We start from the raw sequence: 20,526 nt of genomic DNA on the forward strand, positions 1-20,526 counted from the left end.
CCCACGATAACGTGCCCCGACCCCGGCCGGGCCGCCCCCGTCCACGACCACCCGGCCCACTGAGGCCGACCGGGTCCGACCCCGCCGTGACCCTCCGACTCATCTCATGGCGCGCAGCGCCATCTGCAACCTGTCCTGGGTGCGACGGCGGCGTTCGTTGCTCGCCCCGAGCACCAGCAGCACCAGGCCGACCGGGATGAGCACCAGCCACGGCCCCAGGCTGAACAGGGCGTGCACCGCCGCGATCGCGGTCACCGCCGCGCCGACGATCACCGGGGCCTGCTGCCGGCTGGTCGACCCGAACACCAGCACCGCCACCGCGCCGAGCAGCAGCAGCACCTGGCGCAGCATGCTGGAGTCGGTGGCCAGCACGATCGCCAGGGTCGGCACGAACGCCGCGACCAGCGCCGGGCCGTACGCCACCCAGCTCGACAGGTCCGGGCGGTCGCGCAGCTCCAACAGGCCGACCAGCAGGGCGAGCGCCGCGAACGGCAGGGTGTACGCCTCCGGCAGTGCCACGTCGGCGACCCGCATCAGGATCCACCAGGCGACGATCTCGCAGGCCACCACGGCCCAGAAGAGGATCCGCCGCTCCACCGGTCGGCGTCCCGGCCGGGTGGCGGCCACCCCGAGCACGGCACCCCAGGCGGCGAGCAGGGCGGCGATGTGCCGGGGCGAGTCGAAGGCCAGGGCCAGGGCGACGAGCGCGGCGGCGTAACCGCTCCACTCGACCGTGGTGGCCTCCCGGTACGCCTCGGGCCGGCGCAGCCGGGGCAGCCGCGCGGCGAGGACCTGCAACACCGCGCCCACGGCGAGCACCCCGAATGCCGACCAGACCGCCGGGAACCCGGCCACCAGGCCGACGGTGAGCACGAAGAGCTGCGCCATCAGCGAGGCGAACAGCCAACCGAGGACGCGCGCCCGCCCGGTGGTGCCGAAGAGCGCGGCGACCGCTCCGACGCCGACCGCGCCGCCCAGGGTGAACAGGGTCAGTCCCTCACTGGCGAGGCTGCCGACCAGCCCCGCGCCGCCGCCGGCCAGCCCGATCACGAAGACCAGCACCCGGGCCAGCCGCAGCGACCGCGCCCGCTCGGCCAGCGGGGGCGGCGGGGTCAGCGCCAGCCCCAGCATCGAGATGGTGAACACGGCGAGGGCGGCCAACACGTTCTGCGGCCAGGCCATGCCCAGGGCGATCGGCGTGATCAGCAGGGTGACCGCCAGGCCGGGCAGCACCACCGGCACCGCCCGGGAGCGGCGGCCACCGCTGAGACCGGTGGCGGCCAGCGCGGCGGTGCCGGTGAGCAGCAGCGCGGTGAGCACGTGCGTCGGGTCGACCAGTTCCGCCGGTGGGGTACGCAACTGTGGGGGCGGCCCCTGCCAGACGTGGGCGAGCATCCGGTGCGGCTCGACCAGCGCCACGAAGAGCAGTGGCGCGAGGGAGAACAGCGCCAGCACGGTGGGCACCGCCGCGGCGGCGAGCGCCCCGGCGGCGGGGCTGACCCGCCAGCGGCGCTGTGTGCCGTCGTCCGGCAGCCGGCGCAGCGCGCCGTCGAGCAGGACCGTCCAGCGGCGCGTCGGCTGGGCTGACCCGACCGGCGGCACGGTCGCCGCCCGGACCAGCTCGGCGAGGACACCGAGCAGGGCCGCGGCGGCGGCGAACACCCCGGACGGGAGGTCGACGAAGATGGCGGCCAGGGCGCTGATGGTGGCCCCGCCGGCGATCGCCGCGCTCGCGTACGGCAGATACTGCGGGACCTGCCGGCGGACGGCGGCCACGGCGGCGAGCCCGAAGCTGGACGCGGCCAGCGCGGCGGTCAGCACCACCTGGGCCGAGTGGCCGAACTCGGCGGCCAGGGCGGCCACCGCGCCGGGGAGGGTGAGCAGCGCGGCGGCGGTCGCCAGGCCGCCGATCTGCACCAGGTGCGGTGGCATCCCCTCGGTCTCGACGTCCTCCACCAGCGAGGGGGCGAGCGACCGGGCCACCGCCGCCACGGCCAGGCCGATCAGCGCGATACCCCCCAGGGCGAGCGCGGTGGTCCACGGGCGTACCAGCCCGGCACCGGCGGCGTGCAGCGCGACCACCCCGGCGACGGCGGCCCGGGACACCCCGGCACGCGGGTCGGCGGAGGCGACCGCGGCCATCCCGAAGACGGTGGCGACGGTCAGCCCCACCAGGACGGGCGACCACCAGGGCAGGTCGAAGGCGGCCGGCACGCCGATGGTGGCCAGCACCGCGCCGACCCCCGCCACGTCGTACTTCCAGGGGACCGGGAGCAGGATCGCGGCGGCCAGGGCGAGCAGTGCCAGCGCGAGCGGGGCCTGCCAGGCCGAGCCGCCGGTCGGCGCGGCCGGCCAGCCGGTGAGGTCGCCGGCCCAGATCGGTCCCGGGGTGGCCAGCACGCCCACCCCGCCGCGCAGCGCCGACCAGCCGGCCAGCACCCCGATCAGGGCGGCGCCGACGGCGATGCCGAGCACCGGCCCCCGCCGCCACTCCTCGGGCATGGCCCGGGCGGCGACGGCGACCACCAGCACCAGCACGGCGGCGACCGCGAGCTGCCCGCCGGGCGAGATGACCGCCGTGATCCGGACCAGGGTGGCGATCAGCGCCGTGGTGACGGCGGCGGCGGCCAGGTCGGCACCGTCGAACGCCAGATCCGAGGGGCGACGCGCGTCGATCCGCCCGGCGAAGAGCAGCAGCAGGGTGGCGATCAGCACCAGCCCACCGAGCCAGGCGTCGGCGGCGGTCCGGCCCGGGGCGAAGAAGGCGGCCCCGATCACCGCCAACGCGCCCAGCCCGGTGCCGACGGCGTGCGGCAGGCTCAGGTGCCGCTGGGACACCTGCATCATCGCCGCGTAGCCGAGGGTGACGCAGACGGCCAGGAAGCTCGCCGCCAGGATCGGCACCGTCAGTTCCCGGAGCACCCCGGGGGTGAGCACCGGCCCGGACGGCTCGGTGGCCGCGACGAACGCGGCGACCGCGCCGGGTAGCGCGAACGCCGCCCCGCCGGCCGCCCACCCGGAGACGACGTCGGCGGCGGCCGGGGCGATCCGCACCCGGGGCGCGAGCGCCACCAGCACCCCCGCCAGCATCAGCACCGCCAGCGCGGCGGCGGTCAGCGACGGCCGGCTCAGCGCGGCACCGGCCCCGACGAAGCCGACCGCGGTGGCGGTGGCGGCGTGCACCACGGCCGCCCGTGTCGTGCCGGCGGAGAGCCCGGCGACGCCGATCGCGACCGCCGCCAGCACCATCGGCCAGGGGGCCGCCACCGCGCCCAGACCCAACGAGGCGGGTACGGCCAGCGCGGTCAGCCCCGCGCCGACCACCGCGAACTCGCGGCGGATCTCCGGTGGCAGGGCCAACACCGCCGCGATGGTGAGCAGCAGGGCGCTGGCGGCGAGCTGTCCGGCGGACGGGCCGGCCGCCGCCGCGACCTCGGCGGGGAACCGGGACAGGTCGGCCCGCCAGGCCGGCAGCGCCGCCTGTACCGGTGCCAGCCCGGCCCGCAGCGCGCCGCCGGCCACCACCAGGCCGCTGACGGTCAGCGCGGCGGCGGAGGCGAGCTGCGGCCCACGCCGGGCGGCCTCCGGGACGGCCCGTACGGCCAGCCCGGTCAGGGTGATGACCGCGGCGATCAGCAGCAGCGCCCGGCCCGGGAAGGCCACCGCCGCGATCCGGCCCAGCGCGCCGATCACGGCCAGGGTGAGGATGCCGGCCCCCACGTCCGGCAGCGGCGGGCGGCGCAGCAGCAGGGTGCCGCCCAGGGCCACCAGGGCGGCCAGCAGCAGCGCCGCGCCCGCCCCGGTGGCGGCCGGCACGGTCTGCACCCGCAGCAGGGCGGTGACCGCGTACGCCAGGGCGAGCGCGACCGCCACCCCGTGCAGCAGCCAGGTCGTCTCGGGCAGCCACGGCACCGGCCGGGAGCCGCCGGTCGGGTCGCCCGCCGTGCCGGCCAGCACCTCGGCCGACTCCTCGGGCGCGGCCTCCGGTCGGCCGTCGGGGTCGACCCGCTGCCGGGGCGCGGTGGGGCCGGCGGGCACGGGGTCCGGTGGGGCCGGTCGTTCCCGCATGATGCCGGAGCGGACCAGTCCGAGGTCGAGCACGGCCACCACGGTGAACACCACCGCCCAGCCGGTCGGGCCGTCGACCCACCCGTAGGCGAGCAACGGCACCACGGGCTGGGCGGCCAGCACCGCCGCGAACCGGGGGGCGCGCAGGCCGGTGCCGACGGCGTAGGCGAGGGCGACCCCGGAGGTCAGCGCGAAGATCATCCCGGAGAAGACCGCCCCGGAGGCGCCGATCCGGTCCACCGCCCAGAGCGCGTACCCGGCCAGCGGCACCAGCAGCAGGCCGACCGTGGAGATCGTCTCGGCGGTGGAGGTGAGCCCCCGCTTGGCCAGCACCGGCGGGGCGAGCAGCAGCAGGACGGTGGCGACCAGCAGGATGCCGAGCCGGGCCAGGGCGTCCATCGAGCTGGTCGCGACGGCGGCGAAGACCACCGCGGCGACCGCCAGCACCAGCGCGCCCAACCCCAGCGGGATGTTCTGCACCTCCCGGGAGGACGCCTCCGCCGGGTGTTCCGGGTTGTCCGCGCCCAGCCAGGTGGCCGTCCGGTACGGCGGCGGCAGCGGCGGGTCGTCCGGGCCGACGGGGGTGCCCTGCCGGGGCACCTTCGGCGGCGCTCCGGTGGCGGCGGTCGGTGGTCGGCGGCCCGGCTTGCGGCGGAGCACCCGGCGCGGCCGGGTGGCCTGCTTGACGCGTTCCTCACCGGCGTGGGCGAGGATGTCCCGCTGGAAGAGGGCGGCCTGCATCTTGGCGGCGATCTGCCGTTGCTCCCGGGCGATCTCCGCGTCGCGGGCCTTCATCTCCGCGATGGAGCGTTCGATCTCGGCCAGGTGCTCACGCCATTGCGGCTGCTCGGCCCCGCATTCGGGGCAGCGGGCCGCCGGCTTGATCTGCCGCCCGCACGAGGAGCACTGGAAGTTCTCCACGACATCCCTCCACCCGGCCGGCCGCACTGTGGACGCCGTCCCTCACGCAGCATGCCCTGAGCGGGCGCGGATTTCGACACCTGCCACTCCGTTGGGGGCACAAAAACGCGCCGGTGCGGGGAGCGTCACCCCGTACCGGCGCGTCGTGACCGACGTCAGGGGCGGCCCATCCCCCGGTACTCCCAGCCGGCCTGGGTCCACAGTGTCGCGTCGAGGCAGTTGCGGCCGTCGACGACCTTGCGGCCGGCGGCCAGTTCACCGAGGACGACCGGGTCGGCGTTGCGGAAGTCGGCCCACTCGGTGAGCACGCAGACCAGGTCGGCACCGGACACCGCGTCGTTGATGCTGGGCTCGTAGCACAGCTCGGGGGCGATCCGGCGGGCGTTCTCGGTGCCCTGCGGGTCGTACACGTGCACGTCCGCGCCGGCCTTGGCGAGCAGCGCGGCGACCGCGAGCGCCGGGGCGTCGCGGACGTCGTCGGTGTTCGGTTTGAAGGTCGCGCCGAGCACCGCGATCCGGGTGCCGGAGAAGTCCGGGCCGGCCGGGCCGGAGCGGCGGCCGAGCAGGTCGGCGGCGAGCTGGAGGACCCGGGTCCGACGGCGCAGGTTGATCAGGTCCACCTCGTGCAGGAACCGCAGCGCCTCGCCGGCACCCAGTTCCTGGGCGCGGGCCTGGAAGGCACGGATGTCCTTGGGCAGGCAGGCGCCACCGAAGCCGAGACCGGCCTGGAGGAACCGGTTGCCGATCCGCGGGTCGTAGCCGATGGCACGGGCGAGCTGGGTGACGTCGCCGCCGCTGGCCTCGCAGACCTCGGCCATCGCGTTGATGAACGAGATCTTGGTGGCCAGGAAGGCGTTCGCGGCGACCTTGACCAGCTCGGCGGTGGCGAAGTCGGTGACCACCAGCGGGACCTCCCGGTCCTCGGTGGCGGCCAGGTCGAAGACGCCCTTGTGGGCGGCGTAGAGCATGGCGTTGGCCCACTCGCTCTTGACGCCGACCACGATCCGGTTGGGGCGCAGCACGTCGTCGACGGCGAAGCCCTCCTGGAGGAACTCGGGGCTCCAGGCCACCTCGACGCCCAGGTCGTCCGGGGTGTGCTTGCCGACGAGCTGCTCCACCCACTCGGCGGTGCCGACCGGCACGGTGGACTTGCCGACGATCAGCGCCTTGCGGGTGAGCTGCTGGGCCAGGGCGGTCACCGAGGCTTCGACGTACGACAGGTCGGCGCCCATGCCGTCGGCCCGCTGCGGGGTGCCGACGCAGATGAAGTGCACGTCGCCGAAGGCGGCGGTCTCGGCGATGTCGGTCGAGAACCGCAGCCGGCCGGCGGCCAGGTTGCGCCGGAGCAGCTCGTCGAGGCCCGGCTCGTGGATCGGCACCTCGCCCGCGTTCAGCTTGGCGATCTTGTCGGCGTCGACGTCGAAGCCGAGGACCTCGTACCCCAGCTCGGCGTAGCAGATGGCGTACGTCGCGCCGAGGTAGCCGGTGCCGAGGAAGGTGACCCGGGGGCGCGGCGCACCCGACGGGGGCGTCACGGGGGAGACTGTCGGCGCCGGCTGGATGGTGGGGTAGGGGATCGTCACGCCTGTCTTCTCCGCTCGCACTGGCGGCGCTTCACTGCGTCGCAATCGGCTGCGGCGCCTGGCCGGGCACCGATGGAAAACCTGTCGTCCTGTCAGCGTAGTTGTGCGCTGTCGAGGCCCGCCCGGCGGTGATACTACCCGTCGGTAACGTGGACAGGGGTCACGAGGCTATCCTTCATCCTGCGGCAGTCGGCGGCCTCCGGACGTCACAGACTGCGCATGATAGCCGTGAAAGGGGAGGGCCGACATGGCCGCAGAACAGACGTTCGACGTCTACCGGTTGCCCGAGGAGCACGACGCGGTCCGCGAGGCGGTTCGTGAGGTCTGTGCCGCGAAGGTGGCCCCGTACGCGGCCGAGGCCGACGAGACCGGTGAGTTCCCCCAGGGGTCGTACGACGCGCTGCGGGCCGCTGACTTCCACGCCCCGCACATCCCCGAGGAGTACGGCGGTGCGGGTGCGGACGCCCTGGCCACGGCGATCGTGATCGAGGAGGTGGCCCGCGCCTGCGCCTCGTCGTCGCTGATCCCGGCGGTGAACAAACTGGGCACGATGCCGCTGATCCTGGCGGGCTCGGAGGAGCTGAAGCGGCGGTACCTGCCGCCGGTGGCGGCCGGGGAGGCGATGTTCTCGTACTGCCTGTCGGAGCCGGAGGCCGGCAGTGACGCGGCGTCGATGACGACCCGGGCGGTGCGTGACGGTGATCACTGGGTGCTCAACGGCGTCAAGCGGTGGATCACCAACGCCGGGGTGTCGGAGTTCTACACCGTGTTCGCCGTCACCGACCCCACCGCCCGGTCGCGGGGGATCTCGGCGTTCGTGGTGGAGAAGTCCGATCCGGGGGTCAGCTTCGGTGCCCCGGAGAAGAAGCTCGGCATCAAGGGCTCCCCGACCCGGGAGGTCTACCTCGACAACGTACGCATTCCCGCCGACCGGATCATCGGTGAGCCGGGGACCGGTTTCGGCACCGCGATGCGGACCCTGGACCACACCCGGGTCACCATCGCCGCGCAGGCCGTCGGGATCGCCCAGGGCGCCCTGGACTACGCCAAGGGGTACGTGCGGGAGCGTCAGCAGTTCGGCAAGGCGGTGGCGGAGTTCCAGGGCATCCAGTTCATGCTCGCCGACATGGGCATGAAGTTGGAGGCGGCCCGCCAGTTGACCTACACCGCCGCCGGGAAGTCCGAGCGCGGCGATGCCGACCTGACCTACTTCGGGGCGGCGGCGAAGTGCTTCGCCTCCGACGCGGCGATGGAAATCACCACCGACGCCGTGCAGCTCCTCGGCGGCTACGGCTACACCCGTGACTACCCGGTCGAACGGATGATGCGCGACGCCAAGATCACCCAGATCTACGAGGGCACCAACCAGGTCCAGCGGATCGTGATGGCGAGGCAGCTCCTCAAGGACTGACCCGTAGCCCGCCCGTTCTTGACACCTACTTCGGACCCGACAGGGAGCGTGCGAAGTAGGTGTCAAGCTTCGGGAGTAGCCATCGACCTCGGTCTGCGGCTGCCGGCGGGCGGCGGGACGGCGGCAGCCGTCGCGCGTCCGGGAGCGGACGTCCGGGAGAGCCGTCGGCACGGCGGGTCTGATTCACTCGTAGTGGTAGCGGCACTGCGCTATCTGCACCGTGTCTTCCACGATCCGATACACCAGGCGGTGTTCCTGGTCGATGCGCCTCGACCAGAACCCCGACCAGTTGCCCCGGAGCTGCTCCGGCTTGCCGATTCCCTGGTGGCCGTTGCGTCGAATGTCCTCGATCAGGGTATTCACCCGGTTGAGCATCGGGCGGTCCTGCTGCCAGGCCAGGTAGTCCTCCCACCCCCGGCCGGCGAACTGGACCTTCACGCTGCCGATGCCTCGTCCGGGCCGGCTTCGGGGTCGATCAGGTCGTGGATCTCCCCACCCCCGTTGCGCAACTCTTCGACGGCCTCGTTCAGCCGGCGCGCGTTGGCGGGGCTGGCCATCAGGTATGCGGTTTCCTTCAGCGACTCGTACTCACGCAGCGAGATGATCACGGCGGCCTCACGTCCGGAGCGGGTGACCACCACTTCCTCCGCGTCGTCCACGACGTGGTCGAGCATCTTGGCCAGGTTCTGCCGGACTTCCGAGTAGGTGACGGTACGCATGAGCCCTCCCGAGCATGGCGTACAAGAAATTGTACAACCAGACCTTGGTTCGTGTCGGTCATCCCGCGCGGCGGTAGGAAGCCACCGGCCGGTCAGCGGGTGAGGCCGATGGTGGCGGCGAGGCGGGCCACCCCGGCGGCCGGCGGGCCGCTGCGGGCGATCTCGGCGACCAGGGTACGCGCGACAGGGCGGCAACGGACCTCGGCGGGCGCGATGGTGTCGGCGTCCACCAGCGTACGGCCGGCGGCGGCGAGGTCACCGGCGTCGAGGTAGCTGCGGGTCGCGTCGACGAGATGCGCGGCCCGGTGTTCGACGGGCAGCCGACGCCAGTCGTCGCGCCCGACGGCCTTCTCGTGGTGGTACACGGCCTCGGCCGGATCGCCGAGGCGTTGGGCGGTGAGGGAGCGGGCCAGCAGCACGGCGACGGGACCGAACGCCGTGTGGTGCGGGTCGTCGTCGCCGGTGAGGCGGTCGGCCAGGGCGGCGGCGTGGTCGATCAGGTCGTCGGCGCGGCGGCCGTCACCGCAGCCGGCGGCGGCCAGCGCGGCCTGGACGAGCAGCGTCCCCCGTACCCTGTCGTCGGCGGCGGTGCCGATGGCGGCGACGGCGGCGGTGAGGGCGAGCCGGTCGCGGCCGAGGGCGCGCAGCGCCTGGGCGACGACGATGGTGGCGGTGCCGGCGCGGACGGGATCGTCCACGGCGGCGGCGACGGCCCGGTCGGCGGCGAGCCAACCGAGGTCGGCTTCACCGAGCTTGACCAGCGCCGACGCGGTGATCCGGTAGGCGGCCACCAGTGGCCCCGGCCGGGCGTGGGCGGCATCCAGCAGGGTGGGCAGCGCCCGGAGAAGCTGGCTGTAGTGGGCGTGCTGGTAGCTGAGCCAGGCGTGCCCGACGTGCCGGTGCACCTCGTCGGGCGGCACCGTGCGGGCGGGCCGCTGGTGGTAGCGGGCCAGTGTGGCGCGGACCGCGTCCACCCCGTCGAGACCGGCGTTCGCCGTCGGGAGCGGCCTGCGGGGGTCGAGCAGGACGGCCGGGTCGAGGCGCAGCACCTCGGCGATCTCCTGGACGGTCGAGTAGCGGTCCAGGCTGCGTACGCCGCGTTCCACCTTGTCCACCCAGCTCTTCGACTTGCCGAGCCGGTCGGCGAGCACCTGCTGGGTCATCCGGCGGCGCACCCGCCACCGGGCCACCCGCCGGCCGATCGGCAGCTCGTCGGCATCGGGCGGGACCGGCCGGGTCACCGGTGGCGTCCCTGCGGCGGGTGGACGGCCGTGGTGGTGGACTCCCCGCAACGCGGACACCACCTCGACTTGACCCGGAACGCCAGCAGCCCCACCAGGAAGCCCGGCACCAGGCCACCGAACACCATCGTCACGACTCCGGGAACCACGAGCACCCTCACTTCCGTTGCGACATGCGGACCGGACGTTGCCGCCGGGTCTGAACCCGGCGGATATGCCCCTGTCGAGGTGTTCAGTGGACTCCGTTCGCGACGCGGAGAGAGCCGGTGCGCTCGGTGCGTATCGGTGCGGGCGCGTGCCGGGGCCAACCAATGTCAGACAGGTTCGCTACTTTGCGTACGGCAGTCACTACCCTCGGGGAGGAGTTGAAGGGTGGCATCTAGCGGAGCGGCGCTGACCCGGCTGTTGGCCGAGGTGGGCTGGCAGCCGGAGCAGCTCGCCCGACGCCTCAACGAGTGCGCCGAACGACACGGGCGCGCAGAACGCCTGCACCTCAAGACGCCGTACAAGTGGAAGAGAGGCGACGTTCCCCGCAGTCCGTGGCCGTCGCTGACCACGGCGTTGCTGTCCGAGCAGTTGCAGCGGACGATCAGCCTCGATGATCTGGGTTGGCCTGAGGACGGGTTCGAGACTGCTCCCGCCTCTGCCGGCCTTGACCTGCCCTGGTCCTCAAGCGGGGCCTTGCGGGCGGCAGATGTGGTGAACGACCCTGAGGGAATGATGCACCGACGGATGTTCCTCACTCTGCTCGGTTCCGCCCTGACGTCACCGGCACACGAGTGGATGATCGCTCAGCCGCCACAGGACATCGCATCAACCACCGGCCGTCCCCTGTCCGGCGACGTCGTGGACCACCTGGACGCGGTGACGGCGAGTCTGCGCCGGATGGACGACCATCTCGGCAGCGGCCAGACCCTGGGACTGGTCCGCCAGCACCTGAGGACCGTGGTGGGTGCGCTGCGAGAACGCAGCTACCCCGATGCGGTCGGGCGACGCCTCCACGGCACGGCCGGCGAGCTGCTGCGCCTCGCTGGTTGGCTCTCCTTCGACGACGGCCACCACACGCAGGCGCAGCGGTTCTTCATCGCCGGCCTCTACCAGGCCAACGCGGCCGGCGATCGTGGGCTCGGCGCGAACATCCTCGGCTTCATGTCCTGCCAGGCCAAGGACCTCGGGCAGCTCCGCCAGGCCGTGACTCTCGCGGAGACTGCGCGTGCCAGCTACCCGGCCACCAGCCCCAAGGTCGGGACGATCCTCGACCTGCGGGCTGCGGAGGCGTATGCGAACAACGGGTCGGTGAGCGATACCCGGCGTGCGCTCGACAGGGCGTTCGACAGGTTCACCGACAGTCCGGCGGAACACGGCGACCCGGACTGGTCCTACTGGATCAACGAGGCGCAGGCCCATGCCCAGGCCGGCTACTGCTTCGTCAAACTCGAAGACTGGCCACGCGCCCGCGATCATCTGCGGGCGGCGCTGCGGTTGCAGAACAACGACTACACCCGGGAGGGCGCGCTTCGTCATGCGCTGCTCGCGACCACCTACGTGCAGCAGGAACAGCCCGAGTTGGACAAGGCGCTGGCCCTCGGGGGCCAGGCTGTGCAGACCCTGACCGGGCAGGTCACCTCCGCCCGGTGCATCAAGCACGTCCGCAACCTGGTCGGCGCGTTGACCCCGTACCGGCGTACGCCTGCCGTCCGACGGTTCTGCCAGGACGCCCGGGATCTTGTCGCCTCCTGACCGGGTGATGGCGGTGGCGGGATCGTCGAGGCGTCGGATGATCTGAGTTCCTGCTGATCAGGTACGGGTGGGCCGGTGGTGCCGGCCCACCCGACGGTGGTCAGCGGTTGTCGGTGCTGTTCTCCGGCTTGGCCCCGTAGCGCGGCGGAGCCGACCACGGCGACTCGGTGCCGGTCCGCCGGGGCAGCGGCTCGGTGGGGGTGTCCAGGTCGGGGTAGCCGAGGGTGAGCGGCGCGGTGTCCGGCTCGCTGCGGGCGGGCGGACCGGGCGGCGGCCAGTCGCTCGTGGCGTAGCTGGGTGGCGGCGGGGCGTCGTCGTCGGCCGGGGGCGGTTCCACCCCGGTCACCGGCTGCGGCCAGCGCCGCCACCGCCGCACGCTGAACACGGCCATCAGCAGCATCACGCCGATCAGGAACAGGGTGCCGTTCTGCACCGGCTCGCGCAGCGGCAGCGGGTCGCCGAGCACCTTCCAGTCGCTCGGGATCCGGTCGAGCACGGTGAACGGGGCGATGAACATCCCGACGTACGGGGTGACCAGCAGCAGTCCGGCGACGAGCGGGCCGAGCGGCGAGGTGCGCAGCGTGCCGACCAGGCCCAGCAGGATGCCGGCGACGCCGAGGTAGACAGCCGGCTCGATCAGGTTCGCCGTGTTGTACGTGCCGATCTCCACCCAGCGGTCCACGGTGCGGCCCGACCCGTCCTGCCCGAGGGTGAGCAGTACCCAGGTGATGGGCGCCACCACCAACCCGGCGAGGAAGCTCCAGAGATGTCGCATTGGCGCACCGTACCGTTTCCGGCATGACCGAGCACCCCGCCACCCCTCCCGGCAAGCCGACGTCGTACTCCCGGGTCACGCTGAGTCGCATCATGACCGCTGTCGATGTCAATCTGTACGGAACCGTGCACGGCGGGGTGTTGATGAAGTTCGTCGACGACGTGGCCGGCGCGGCGGCGGCCCGGCACAGCGGCGGTACGGCGGTGACCGCCTCCATCGACGAGATCGTCTTCTCCGAACCGGTCCGGGTGGGTGACCTGGTGCACGCCCACGCCCAGGTCAACTGGACCGGCAACACCTCCATGGAGGTGGGGGTGAAGGTGGTCGCCGAGCGGTGGGACTCGGCCGAGGACGAACCGGTCCGGGTGGCCACCGCCTACCTCGTCTTCGTCGGGGTGGACGTGGGCGGTGCGCCCCGGCCGGTCCGCCCCGTCCTCCCGGAGACCGTCGACGACCACCGCCGCTACAAGGAGGCGGAGATCCGCCGCGCCCACCGCCTGGCCAGGCGCCGCGCCATCCAGGCCCACCGGGCGGGATGAGCCGTGCCGGTGACCCGGATTGTGTGCGCCCGGCACGTTTCGCCCCGGGCCCCCGGTGTGGATGATGGCGCTGCCAGGTAGGCAAGATGGCGGTATGGCCGGGCACAGTGCCGTGTGGGCCTCAGGGAGGGTGGAGCGGTGGGTGACGTGCTGTGGACGCCGCCGGCGGACGTACGCGAGCGGTCCCGGATCGGGGCTTACCTGCGGTGGCTGCGGGAGCACCGGGGGCTGGACTTCGCTGACTACGACGCGCTGTGGCAGTGGTCGGTCACCGACCTGGACGCCTTCTGGCGCTCGATCTGGGACCACTTCGAGGTGGTGGCGCACACCCCGCCGACGGCGACCCTGGGCGACGCGGCGATGCCCGGTGCCCGGTGGTTCCCCGGCGCGACGCTCAACTACGCCGAGAACGTGCTCCGGATGCCCGGTCGGGCCGACGACGACCCGGTGGTGGTCGCCCACTCCCAGACCCGTCCGCCGGTCACCCTGACCGCCGCCGAGCTGCGCGAGCAGGTCCGCCGGGTGGCGGCCGGGCTGCGTCGGCTCGGCGTGGTCGCCGGGGACCGGGTGGCCGCGTACGCGCCGAACATCCCCGAGACGTACGTGCTGCTGCTGGCGACCAGCAGTCTCGGGGCGATCTTCTCGTCCTGCGCGCCGGAGTTCGGCACCCGTAGCGTCGTCGACCGGTGGCAGCAGATCGCGCCGAAGGTGCTGGTGGCCGTGGACGGCTACCGGTACGGCGACAAGCCGGTGGACCGGCGGGCCGAGGTGGCCGCGATCCGGGCCGCCCTGCCGTCGCTGACCCACACCGTCACCATCGCCTACCTGCACCCGACCGCCCCCGACGGCGTACCGGAGGGCAGCCTGAGCTGGGCCGAGCTGGCGGCGGAGACGACCGAGCGGCTGACCTTCACGCCGGTGCCGTTCGACCACCCGCTCTACGTGCTCTACTCCTCCGGCACCACCGGCCTGCCGAAGCCGATCGTGCACGGGCACGGCGGCATCCTGCTGGAACACCTCAAGATGCTGGCCCTGCACCACGATCTCGGCCCGGCCGACCGCTTCTTCTGGTTCACCACCACCGGCTGGATGATGTGGAACTTCCTGGTCTCCGGGCCGGCCGTCGGGGCGACGATCGTGCTGTTCGACGGCAACCCCGGCCACCCCGACCTGGGTGCGCTGTGGCGGCTGGCCGAGGAGACCGGCACCACGTACTTCGGCACGTCCGCGCCGTTCCTGCTGGCCTGCCGCAAGGCCGGTCTGGTCCCGAAGGACGTCGCCGACCTGTCCGCGCTGCGCGGGGTCGGCTCCACCGGTGCGCCGCTGCCCGCCGAGGGCTTCACCTGGGTGTACGAGACGGTCGGCACCGACCTCCAGCTCCAGTCGCTGTCCGGCGGTACGGACGTCTGCACCGGTTTCGTCGGCGGGGTGCCGCTGCTGCCGGTGTACGCCGGTGAGATCACCTGCCGGGCGCTCGGGGCGAAGGTGGAGGCCCGCTCGTCCGACGGCACCCCGGTCCTCGGGGAGCTGGGCGAACTGGTGATCACCGCGCCGATGCCGAGCATGCCGGTGGGCTTCTGGAACGACCCGGACGGCCGCCGCTACGCCGAGGCGTACTTCGACGTCTATCCCGGGGTGTGGCGGCACGGCGACTGGATCACCATCAACGAGCGGGGCGGCTGCGTGATCACCGGTCGTTCCGACGCCACCCTCAACCGGGGCGGCGTACGGCTCGGCACGGCCGAGTTCTACTCGGTGGTGGAGGGCCTCGACGAGGTGGTCGACTCGGTGGTGGTGCACCTGGAGGACGACGAGGGCGGGGCCGGGGAACTGCTGCTGTTCGTGGTGCTCGCCGAGGGCCTGGAACTCGACGACACGCTGCGGAAGAAGATCGCCCGCGAGCTGCGTACCGCGTTGTCCCCCCGGCACATCCCCGACGAGATCCACCAGGTCAGGGCGGTGCCCCGCACCCTGTCGTCCAAGAAACTGGAGGTCCCGGTCAAGAAGATCCTCACCGGCACCCCGGTCGAGTCGGCCGCTGCCCAGGGTGCCCTGGCCAACCCCGAGTCCCTCACCGCCTTCGCCACCTTCGCCCAATCCCGCCCCACCACCCCCTAACCCACCCGCCCCGCCCGGCCCCGCCCCGCCCCGCCCCGCCCCGCCCCGCCCCGCCCCGCCCCGCCCCGCCCCGCCCGTCGATCATGGAGTTGTGGTGCCCCGCGAAAGGGGCGAAAGGCTATTTTTCTCCCACCATTACTCCATGATCGACGCCGTGGGGTGGGTGGGGTGGGGGAGCGAGGGGGGTGGGGTTAGTGCGGGGGGTTAGAGGAGGGGGTGGGTGGTGCGTTCGGTGTGGGCTCGGGCGGGGAGGCGGGAGCGGTCGGCGTTGCCGGTCAGCACGATCGTCGCGTGGCGGAGCAGGGGGGCGAGCAGCCAGTCGCGCGGGTCGGGGTGGACCGCCGCGTCGACGAGCAGGCGGTCGCCGGGGGAGATGCCGAGGTCCGTCGCGCGGGCGTCCGCCTCGGCCAGCAGGGTCGCGTCGGCCGGACCGCCCCGGGTGGACGGGGTGAAGTGGTCACCCTGGGTGCGTACCTCGACGACGTAGTCGGCGAACCCGGCGGGCACCTCGCGCAGCGGGGCGGCGAACGGGGCGAGCGCCAACGCGTACCGGTCGTCCGCCGGCCAGGCGTCGGCCTCGGCCACCCGGTCGGCGGCGGCGAAGAGAACCTCCACGTCGCCCGGTTCGTCACGCACCGTCACACCGACCGACCAGCAGCCGAGCAGCACCGCGGCGGTCTGCCAGTGGGGTGGCAGCAGCACCCCGGCCCGGTCCCCGGGGCTCAGCGCCAGTTCGTCGACGAGCAGGTTGGCGGTCTTGGCCACCCAGTTGGCCAGGGTCGCGCCGGAGAGTTCGGTGCGCTCACCGGTGGCGTCGTCGTACCAGGTCAGCAGGGGGCGGGCGGGGTCGGCCGCGATCGCGGCGGCGAACACCCGGGCAATGTTGTCGGCCATCGGCGCGAACGATACGCCCCCGCCGTCCGTATCCGATGGCGATGACAAGTCGGCGTACGGTCGGGTCGCAGTCAGCGTCCGCACCGGGCTCCGGCGTAGGCTTGCCCGGAGTGTTGTTCCCCACAGACCCGCCACTGCAAGGAGTCGCCCCGTGACCGCCGGTCGCCCGCCCCGCGTGCTCATCGACGCCACGAGTGTCCCCGCCGACCGTGGCGGCGTCGGTAGATACGTCGATGGCCTGCTCGGAGCCCTCGGGATGGTCTGCGGGGAGACGGTCGACCTGGTCGTGGTCAGCCTCCGCACCGACCTGGAGCGGTACACCCGGATGCTGCCGGGCGCCGAGGTGATCCCCGCCCCGGCCGCCGTCGCCCACCGCCCGGCGCGGCTCGCCTGGGAGCAGACCGGCCTGCCGCTGCTCGCCCAGCAGGTGGGTGCCGAGGTGCTGCACTCGCCGTTCTACACCTGCCCGCTGCGGGCCGGCTGTCCGGTCACGGTGACCGTCCACGACGCGACCTTCTTCACCGAGCCGGAGCACTACGACAAGTCCCGCCGGACGTTCTTCCGCAGCGCGATCAAGACGTCGCTGCGTCGGGCCAGCCGGGTGATCGTGCCCAGCAAGGCCACCCGCGACGAGCTGATCCGGTTGCTCGACGCCGACCCGACCCGGATCGACGTGGCGTACCACGGGGTCGACCAGCAGGCGTTCCACGCCCCGGGTGACGAGGAGAAGGCCCGGGTGCGCGCCCGGCTCGGGCTCGGTGGCAGCAGCTACATCGCGTTCCTCGGGGCCAAGGAGCCGCGCAAGAACGTACCCAATCTGATCCGGGGCTGGGCACGGGCGGTGGCCGACCGGGAGAACCCGCCGGCCCTGGTGGTCGCCGGTGGTCAGGGCCATGACGACGACATCGACCGCGCGGTGGCCGAGGTCCCCTCCCACCTGCGGCTGCTGCGCCCCGGCTACCTGCGCTACGCCGACCTGCCCGGTTTCCTCGGCGGGGCGCTGGTCGCCGCCTACCCGTCGTACGGCGAGGGGTTCGGCCTGCCGATCCTGGAGGCGATGGCCTGCGCCGCGCCGGTGCTCACCACGCCCCGGCTCTCGCTGCCCGAGGTGGGCGGTGACGCGGTGGCCTACACCAGCGAGGACCCGGACCAGATCGCCACCGACCTGGCCGCCCTGCTCGACGACGAGCAGCGCCGGTTGTCGCTGGCCAAGGCGGGCGTCGACCGGGCGAAGGAGTTCACCTGGGCGTCGAGCGCCGAGGTGCACATCGCCGCGTGGAGCCGCGCCCGTTCCTGAGTGGTCGCTGACCGTCCGGCCGAGCCGGCATCTGTTCTGGGACGGTTCGGGCATGATGTGCTGATGCTCTACGCCGTCATCCCGGCGGGTGGCAGCGGCACGAGGTTGTGGCCGCTGTCCCGCGCGGGGCACCCCAAGTTCCTCCACCCGCTCACCGGCACCGACGCGTCGCTGCTCCAGGCGACCGTCGACCGGCTGGCGCCGCTGACCACACCGGAGCGCACCCTGGTGGTCACCGGGGCCGCCCACGCGGCGGCGGTGGCCCGGCAGCTACGCAGGGTGCCCGAGGAGAACATCCTGGTGGAACCGTCGCCCCGGGACTCCTGCGCGGCCATCGCCCTGGCGGCGGCGGTGATCGCACAGCGGGACCGGACGGCGGTGATGGGCTCCTTCGCCGCCGACCACCTGATCCGCGATCCGGCCTCCTGGGTGCGGACCGTCCAGGCGGCCGTCCAGGGTGCCGAACAGGGCCTGCTGATGACGGTGGGGATCACCCCGACCCGGGCCGAGACCGGCTACGGCTACCTGGAGACCGGTGAGCCGGGCGGTGACGGCCTGCTGCGTCCGGTGCTCGAGTTCAAGGAGAAGCCGGCCGCGCCGGTCGCCGAGGCGTACCTGCGTTCCGGCCGGCACCTCTGGAACGCCAGCATGTTCGTCTGGCGGGTGGACGTCTTCCTCGCCGAACTCGCCCGCCAGCAGCCGGCCCTGCACACCGGGGTCACCGCGATCGCGGCGGCCTGGGGCACCCCGGAGCAGGACGAGGTCCTCGGTGCCGTCTGGCCGACCCTGCCGAAGATCTCCGTCGACTACGCGGTGATGGAGGGTGCGGCCACCGCCGGCCGCGTCGCCACCGTGCCGGGTGACTTCGGGTGGAACGACGTGGGCGACTTCCACACCCTCGGCGAGGTGTTGCCCGCCGACCCGGCCGGCAACGTGGTGCTGACCGTCGACGCCAAGCCCGGGGTCCTGCTGCACGACGCCCACGACCTGGTGGTGGTGCCGCAGTCGGGTCGGCTGGTGGCCGTCCTCGGGGTCCGCGACCTGATCGTGGTGGACACCCCGGACGCGGTGCTGGTCTGCCCCCGCGACCGGGCACAGGACGTCAAGACGCTGGTCGACGAACTGAAGTCCCGGGGTGAGGACGGGCTGGTCTGACAGCCGGCCGCCCCGGCCGGTGCCGCCGTGGCGGACGCCCGGCTCAGCGGGGTGGGTGGCCGGCGGTGTGGCGGGCATGGGCCGCCAGGGCCGGGACGACGAGTTGGACGGTCCCGCCGGCCAGCGGTTCCGGCAGCCGGTCGGCGGGGAACCAGCCCAGCGCCTCGGACTCGTCGCTGACCTGGGTGACCGCGCCCGGCGGGGCGAAGACCGCGAACCGGACGTCATGGTGCAGCGAGCCGCCCTGGCAGGCCACCGGATGGATGTCCACGTCGATCGGAACGGGGTCGATGACCAGCCCCTCGATGCCGGACTCCTCGGTGGCCTCGCGTAGCGCCGCCCCGGCCAGCGTGTCGTCACCCGGTTCGCAGTGCCCGCCGAGCTGCACCCAGCGGTGCAGCTTGCCGTGCAGGCAGAGCAGTACCCGCGTACCGGCGGCGTCGAGGATCAGGGCGCTCGCGGTGAGGTGGCCCGGCAGGTGCTGGCGGGTCAACGCGACCGGGCCGTCGGCGAGCAGGGCGAGGGTGCGGTCCCGGGCCTCGGCGGCGGCCGGTCCGGTGGGGGTCCAGCCGGTCAGCACCGCCACCGCGTCGGCGTACAGCGCCAGGTTCCCGTCGCCCGGCCCCGGCCCGATCCCGTTGACCGGCCCGACTCTATCGACCGGTTCGGCCCCGCCCACCGGCCCGGCCTCATCCACCGGCCCGGCGGTGCTGGTCGGGACGGCCGGGGCGGTCGGCTCGGGAGTGCCGGCGGGCTCGGCGTTGAGGAACCGGCTACTGGGGCGGGTGGCGGACGAGGCGTCGGACATCCCGCCACTCTACGAGCGTGCGCTCCGTACCCTGGCGCGGTGAGCCTGAGACTTCTGGAGTTCGTGGTGGCCGGCAACGAGGCCAGTGACCTGTTGCCGGTCCGGTCCCGGTCGCTGCTGCGGGCGCACGACGCCGTCCGTGGTTTCTGGACCGTGCTCGACGAGGGGCCGGTGGAGCAGTGCCTGGCGCTGCTGCTGGAGCGTGCCGACGGCGAGTGGGTGGCCCACCACGTGGCGGCGGACGCCGGGGTCGAGAACGGCCGGACCGAGGACGGCGAGGCGCTGGCCGGACACGACGGCTGGGTGTACGTCTTCGGATCGCACTTCGGGTCCAAGGCCGGTCCGCTGCGCCCCCGCCGCGCGTTCGTGGCCCGGTTCCGTGAGGACGACGCGGCCACCGGGACACTGCCGGTGCAGGTGGTCCGCAACCGGTTCCGGGTGCACCGGGCGATCAACGACGCGCTGGCGAAGGCGGCGTTCACCCCGTTGCCGCCGGGCGAGCGGGTGCGCCAGCGGTTCATCGGCGAGACGGTGTCCCGGGGTACGGCGCGGGCCAAGTCCTGGGTACGCCGGCTGGCCGAGGACGACCTGCCGTTGAACGTGGAGGCGGCGGCGTTCACCCCGCGGGGGACGGTGCTGCTCGGGCTCCGCTTCCCGGTGACCGTGGACGGGGAACCGGTCCTGGTGGAGCTGGCCGGGGTGCCGGAGATGTTCACCCGGGGCGCGGGGTGGCCCCGGGCCGACCGGGCGTACGCGTTGACCGGGGTGACGCCGCCCGGCGCGCTGGTGGGGTTCCGCGCGGTCACCCCGACCGCCGACGGCGGGTACGCGGCGGTGGTCGGGTCGATCGACGCGCTCGGCAAGGGATCGGTGCTGCTGGACGACCATCCGGCCGGCGGGGAGGTGACCTCGCGGCATGTCCGGTTCCGGTGGGAGCCGACCGACGACGGGCGGATCGCGGGCGAGTTGGTGGCCGACCTGACGCCGTTCCGGCACGTCGAGGGGGTGGCCGAGGTGGACGGACGCCGTTTCTACGTCACCGACGAGGACCATCGGGTGGCGCTCTGGATCGGCTGAGCCGAGCCGCTCTCGCGTGGACGGGTGGTGGACCCGGGTGACACCTCTGCGGAACCAGGGCCGCAGACCCTCGTGGTGCCTCCCGGGTGCCACGTCCCGCGGACCCCAGGTCACCCGGGCGGCGGCGGGGGCGACCCCAGGTGTCGTCCGGGCACTACGAGCATGTCAATCGGTGGAACT

Annotated in this window: 16 protein-coding genes; 7 read left to right on the plus strand and 9 right to left on the minus strand. The window is 73.5% G+C overall.

The window, feature by feature from the left end; genetic code table 11:
- Window positions 1-99 precede the first annotated feature (99 nt).
- A complete protein-coding gene (locus O7612_RS05810) occupies window positions 100-4,989 on the minus strand; it encodes a permease (RefSeq protein ID WP_282271133.1) in 4,890 nt (1,629 codons plus the stop codon).
- A 155-nt stretch (window positions 4,990-5,144) separates the two neighbouring features.
- A complete protein-coding gene (locus O7612_RS05815; RefSeq protein ID WP_282271135.1) occupies window positions 5,145-6,572 on the minus strand; it encodes a UDP-glucose/GDP-mannose dehydrogenase family protein in 1,428 nt (475 codons plus the stop codon).
- Between the two features lie 247 nt (window positions 6,573-6,819).
- On the opposite strand from O7612_RS05815, the gene O7612_RS05820 reads away from it, so the two are divergent.
- Window positions 6,820-7,983 (plus strand): acyl-CoA dehydrogenase family protein, encoded by a 1,164-nt coding sequence (locus O7612_RS05820; RefSeq protein WP_282271137.1) that lies wholly within the window; start codon window positions 6,820-6,822, stop codon window positions 7,981-7,983.
- A gap of 183 nt (window positions 7,984-8,166) precedes the next feature.
- Here the strand turns inward: O7612_RS05820 and O7612_RS05825 are convergent, their stop codons facing one another.
- From O7612_RS05825 to O7612_RS05840, 4 genes are all read right to left on the minus strand, one after another.
- Window positions 8,167-8,421 (minus strand): Txe/YoeB family addiction module toxin, encoded by a 255-nt coding sequence (locus O7612_RS05825; protein ID WP_282271138.1) that lies wholly within the window; start codon window positions 8,419-8,421, stop codon window positions 8,167-8,169.
- A complete protein-coding gene (locus O7612_RS05830) occupies window positions 8,418-8,702 on the minus strand; it encodes a type II toxin-antitoxin system prevent-host-death family antitoxin (protein WP_282271140.1) in 285 nt (94 codons plus the stop codon). The genes O7612_RS05825 and O7612_RS05830 overlap by 4 nt, the downstream gene beginning before the upstream one ends.
- Before the next feature lie 92 nt (window positions 8,703-8,794).
- Window positions 8,795-9,943, minus strand: coding sequence for a helix-turn-helix transcriptional regulator (locus O7612_RS05835; RefSeq protein WP_282271142.1), 1,149 nt, complete (start codon window positions 9,941-9,943; stop codon window positions 8,795-8,797).
- Entirely contained in the window at window positions 9,940-10,077 is a 138-nt protein-coding gene (locus O7612_RS05840) for a hypothetical protein (protein ID WP_282271144.1), read from the minus strand. The genes O7612_RS05835 and O7612_RS05840 overlap by 4 nt, the downstream gene beginning before the upstream one ends.
- A 238-nt stretch (window positions 10,078-10,315) precedes the next feature.
- Here O7612_RS05840 and O7612_RS05845 point away from each other — a divergent pair, with 238 nt between their 5' ends.
- Window positions 10,316-11,683: a hypothetical protein gene (locus tag O7612_RS05845; protein WP_282271146.1), complete on the plus strand. Its 1,368-nt coding sequence runs from the start codon at window positions 10,316-10,318 to the stop codon at window positions 11,681-11,683.
- Between the two features lie 100 nt (window positions 11,684-11,783).
- Here the strand turns inward: O7612_RS05845 and O7612_RS05850 are convergent, their stop codons facing one another.
- A complete protein-coding gene (locus tag O7612_RS05850; RefSeq protein ID WP_282271147.1) occupies window positions 11,784-12,458 on the minus strand; it encodes a hypothetical protein in 675 nt (224 codons plus the stop codon).
- Window positions 12,459-12,481: 23 nt separating this feature from the next.
- Between O7612_RS05850 and O7612_RS05855 the strand changes: the two genes are divergently transcribed.
- Both O7612_RS05855 and O7612_RS05860 read left to right on the plus strand, forming a co-directional pair.
- Window positions 12,482-12,997, plus strand: coding sequence for a hotdog domain-containing protein (locus O7612_RS05855; RefSeq protein ID WP_282271149.1), 516 nt, complete (start codon window positions 12,482-12,484; stop codon window positions 12,995-12,997).
- Window positions 12,998-13,135: 138 nt separating this feature from the next.
- Window positions 13,136-15,115, plus strand: a complete 1,980-nt coding sequence (locus tag O7612_RS05860) for an acetoacetate--CoA ligase (protein ID WP_282271151.1) — start codon at window positions 13,136-13,138, stop codon at window positions 15,113-15,115.
- 204 nt (window positions 15,116-15,319) lie between these two features.
- Here O7612_RS05860 and O7612_RS05865 read toward each other — a convergent pair whose 3' ends face one another.
- The gene (locus O7612_RS05865; protein WP_282271153.1) at window positions 15,320-16,009 is read right to left on the minus strand and encodes a TIGR03089 family protein; all 690 of its coding nucleotides are present in this window, start codon (window positions 16,007-16,009) and stop codon (window positions 15,320-15,322) included.
- A 151-nt stretch (window positions 16,010-16,160) separates the two neighbouring features.
- Between O7612_RS05865 and O7612_RS05870 the strand changes: the two genes are divergently transcribed.
- Both O7612_RS05870 and O7612_RS05875 read left to right on the plus strand, forming a co-directional pair.
- Window positions 16,161-17,306 (plus strand): glycosyltransferase family 1 protein, encoded by a 1,146-nt coding sequence (locus tag O7612_RS05870; RefSeq protein WP_282271154.1) that lies wholly within the window; start codon window positions 16,161-16,163, stop codon window positions 17,304-17,306.
- A 63-nt stretch (window positions 17,307-17,369) separates the two neighbouring features.
- On the plus strand, window positions 17,370-18,461 hold the full coding sequence (locus tag O7612_RS05875) for a sugar phosphate nucleotidyltransferase (protein ID WP_282271156.1): 1,092 nt from the start codon (window positions 17,370-17,372) through the stop codon (window positions 18,459-18,461).
- A 43-nt stretch (window positions 18,462-18,504) separates the two neighbouring features.
- Here O7612_RS05875 and O7612_RS05880 read toward each other — a convergent pair whose 3' ends face one another.
- A complete protein-coding gene (locus O7612_RS05880) occupies window positions 18,505-19,095 on the minus strand; it encodes an NUDIX domain-containing protein (RefSeq protein ID WP_282273817.1) in 591 nt (196 codons plus the stop codon).
- 213 nt (window positions 19,096-19,308) lie between these two features.
- Between O7612_RS05880 and O7612_RS05885 the strand changes: the two genes are divergently transcribed.
- Window positions 19,309-20,346: a hypothetical protein gene (locus O7612_RS05885; protein WP_282271158.1), complete on the plus strand. Its 1,038-nt coding sequence runs from the start codon at window positions 19,309-19,311 to the stop codon at window positions 20,344-20,346.
- The last annotated feature ends 180 nt before the right edge of the window (window positions 20,347-20,526 follow it).

The sequence above is a fragment of the Micromonospora sp. WMMD987 genome (assembly GCF_029581435.1).
In the GTDB taxonomy this organism is placed as follows: domain Bacteria; phylum Actinomycetota; class Actinomycetes; order Mycobacteriales; family Micromonosporaceae; genus Micromonospora; species Micromonospora rifamycinica.

Bases quoted from the DNA above. Each gene is read 5' to 3' on its own strand.
- O7612_RS05830 (WP_282271140.1), bottom strand. From the start codon at position 8,702: ATGCGTACCGTCACCTACTCGGAAGTCCGGCAGAACCTGGCCAAGATG.
- O7612_RS05865 (WP_282271153.1), bottom strand. From the start codon at position 16,009: ATGGCCGACAACATTGCCCGGGTGTTCGCCGCCGCGATCGCGGCCGAC.
- O7612_RS05820 (WP_282271137.1), top strand. From the start codon at position 6,820: ATGGCCGCAGAACAGACGTTCGACGTCTACCGGTTGCCCGAGGAGCAC.
- O7612_RS05855 (WP_282271149.1), top strand. From the start codon at position 12,482: ATGACCGAGCACCCCGCCACCCCTCCCGGCAAGCCGACGTCGTACTCC.
- O7612_RS05875 (WP_282271156.1), top strand. From the start codon at position 17,370: ATGCTCTACGCCGTCATCCCGGCGGGTGGCAGCGGCACGAGGTTGTGG.
- O7612_RS05850 (WP_282271147.1), bottom strand. From the start codon at position 12,458: ATGCGACATCTCTGGAGCTTCCTCGCCGGGTTGGTGGTGGCGCCCATC.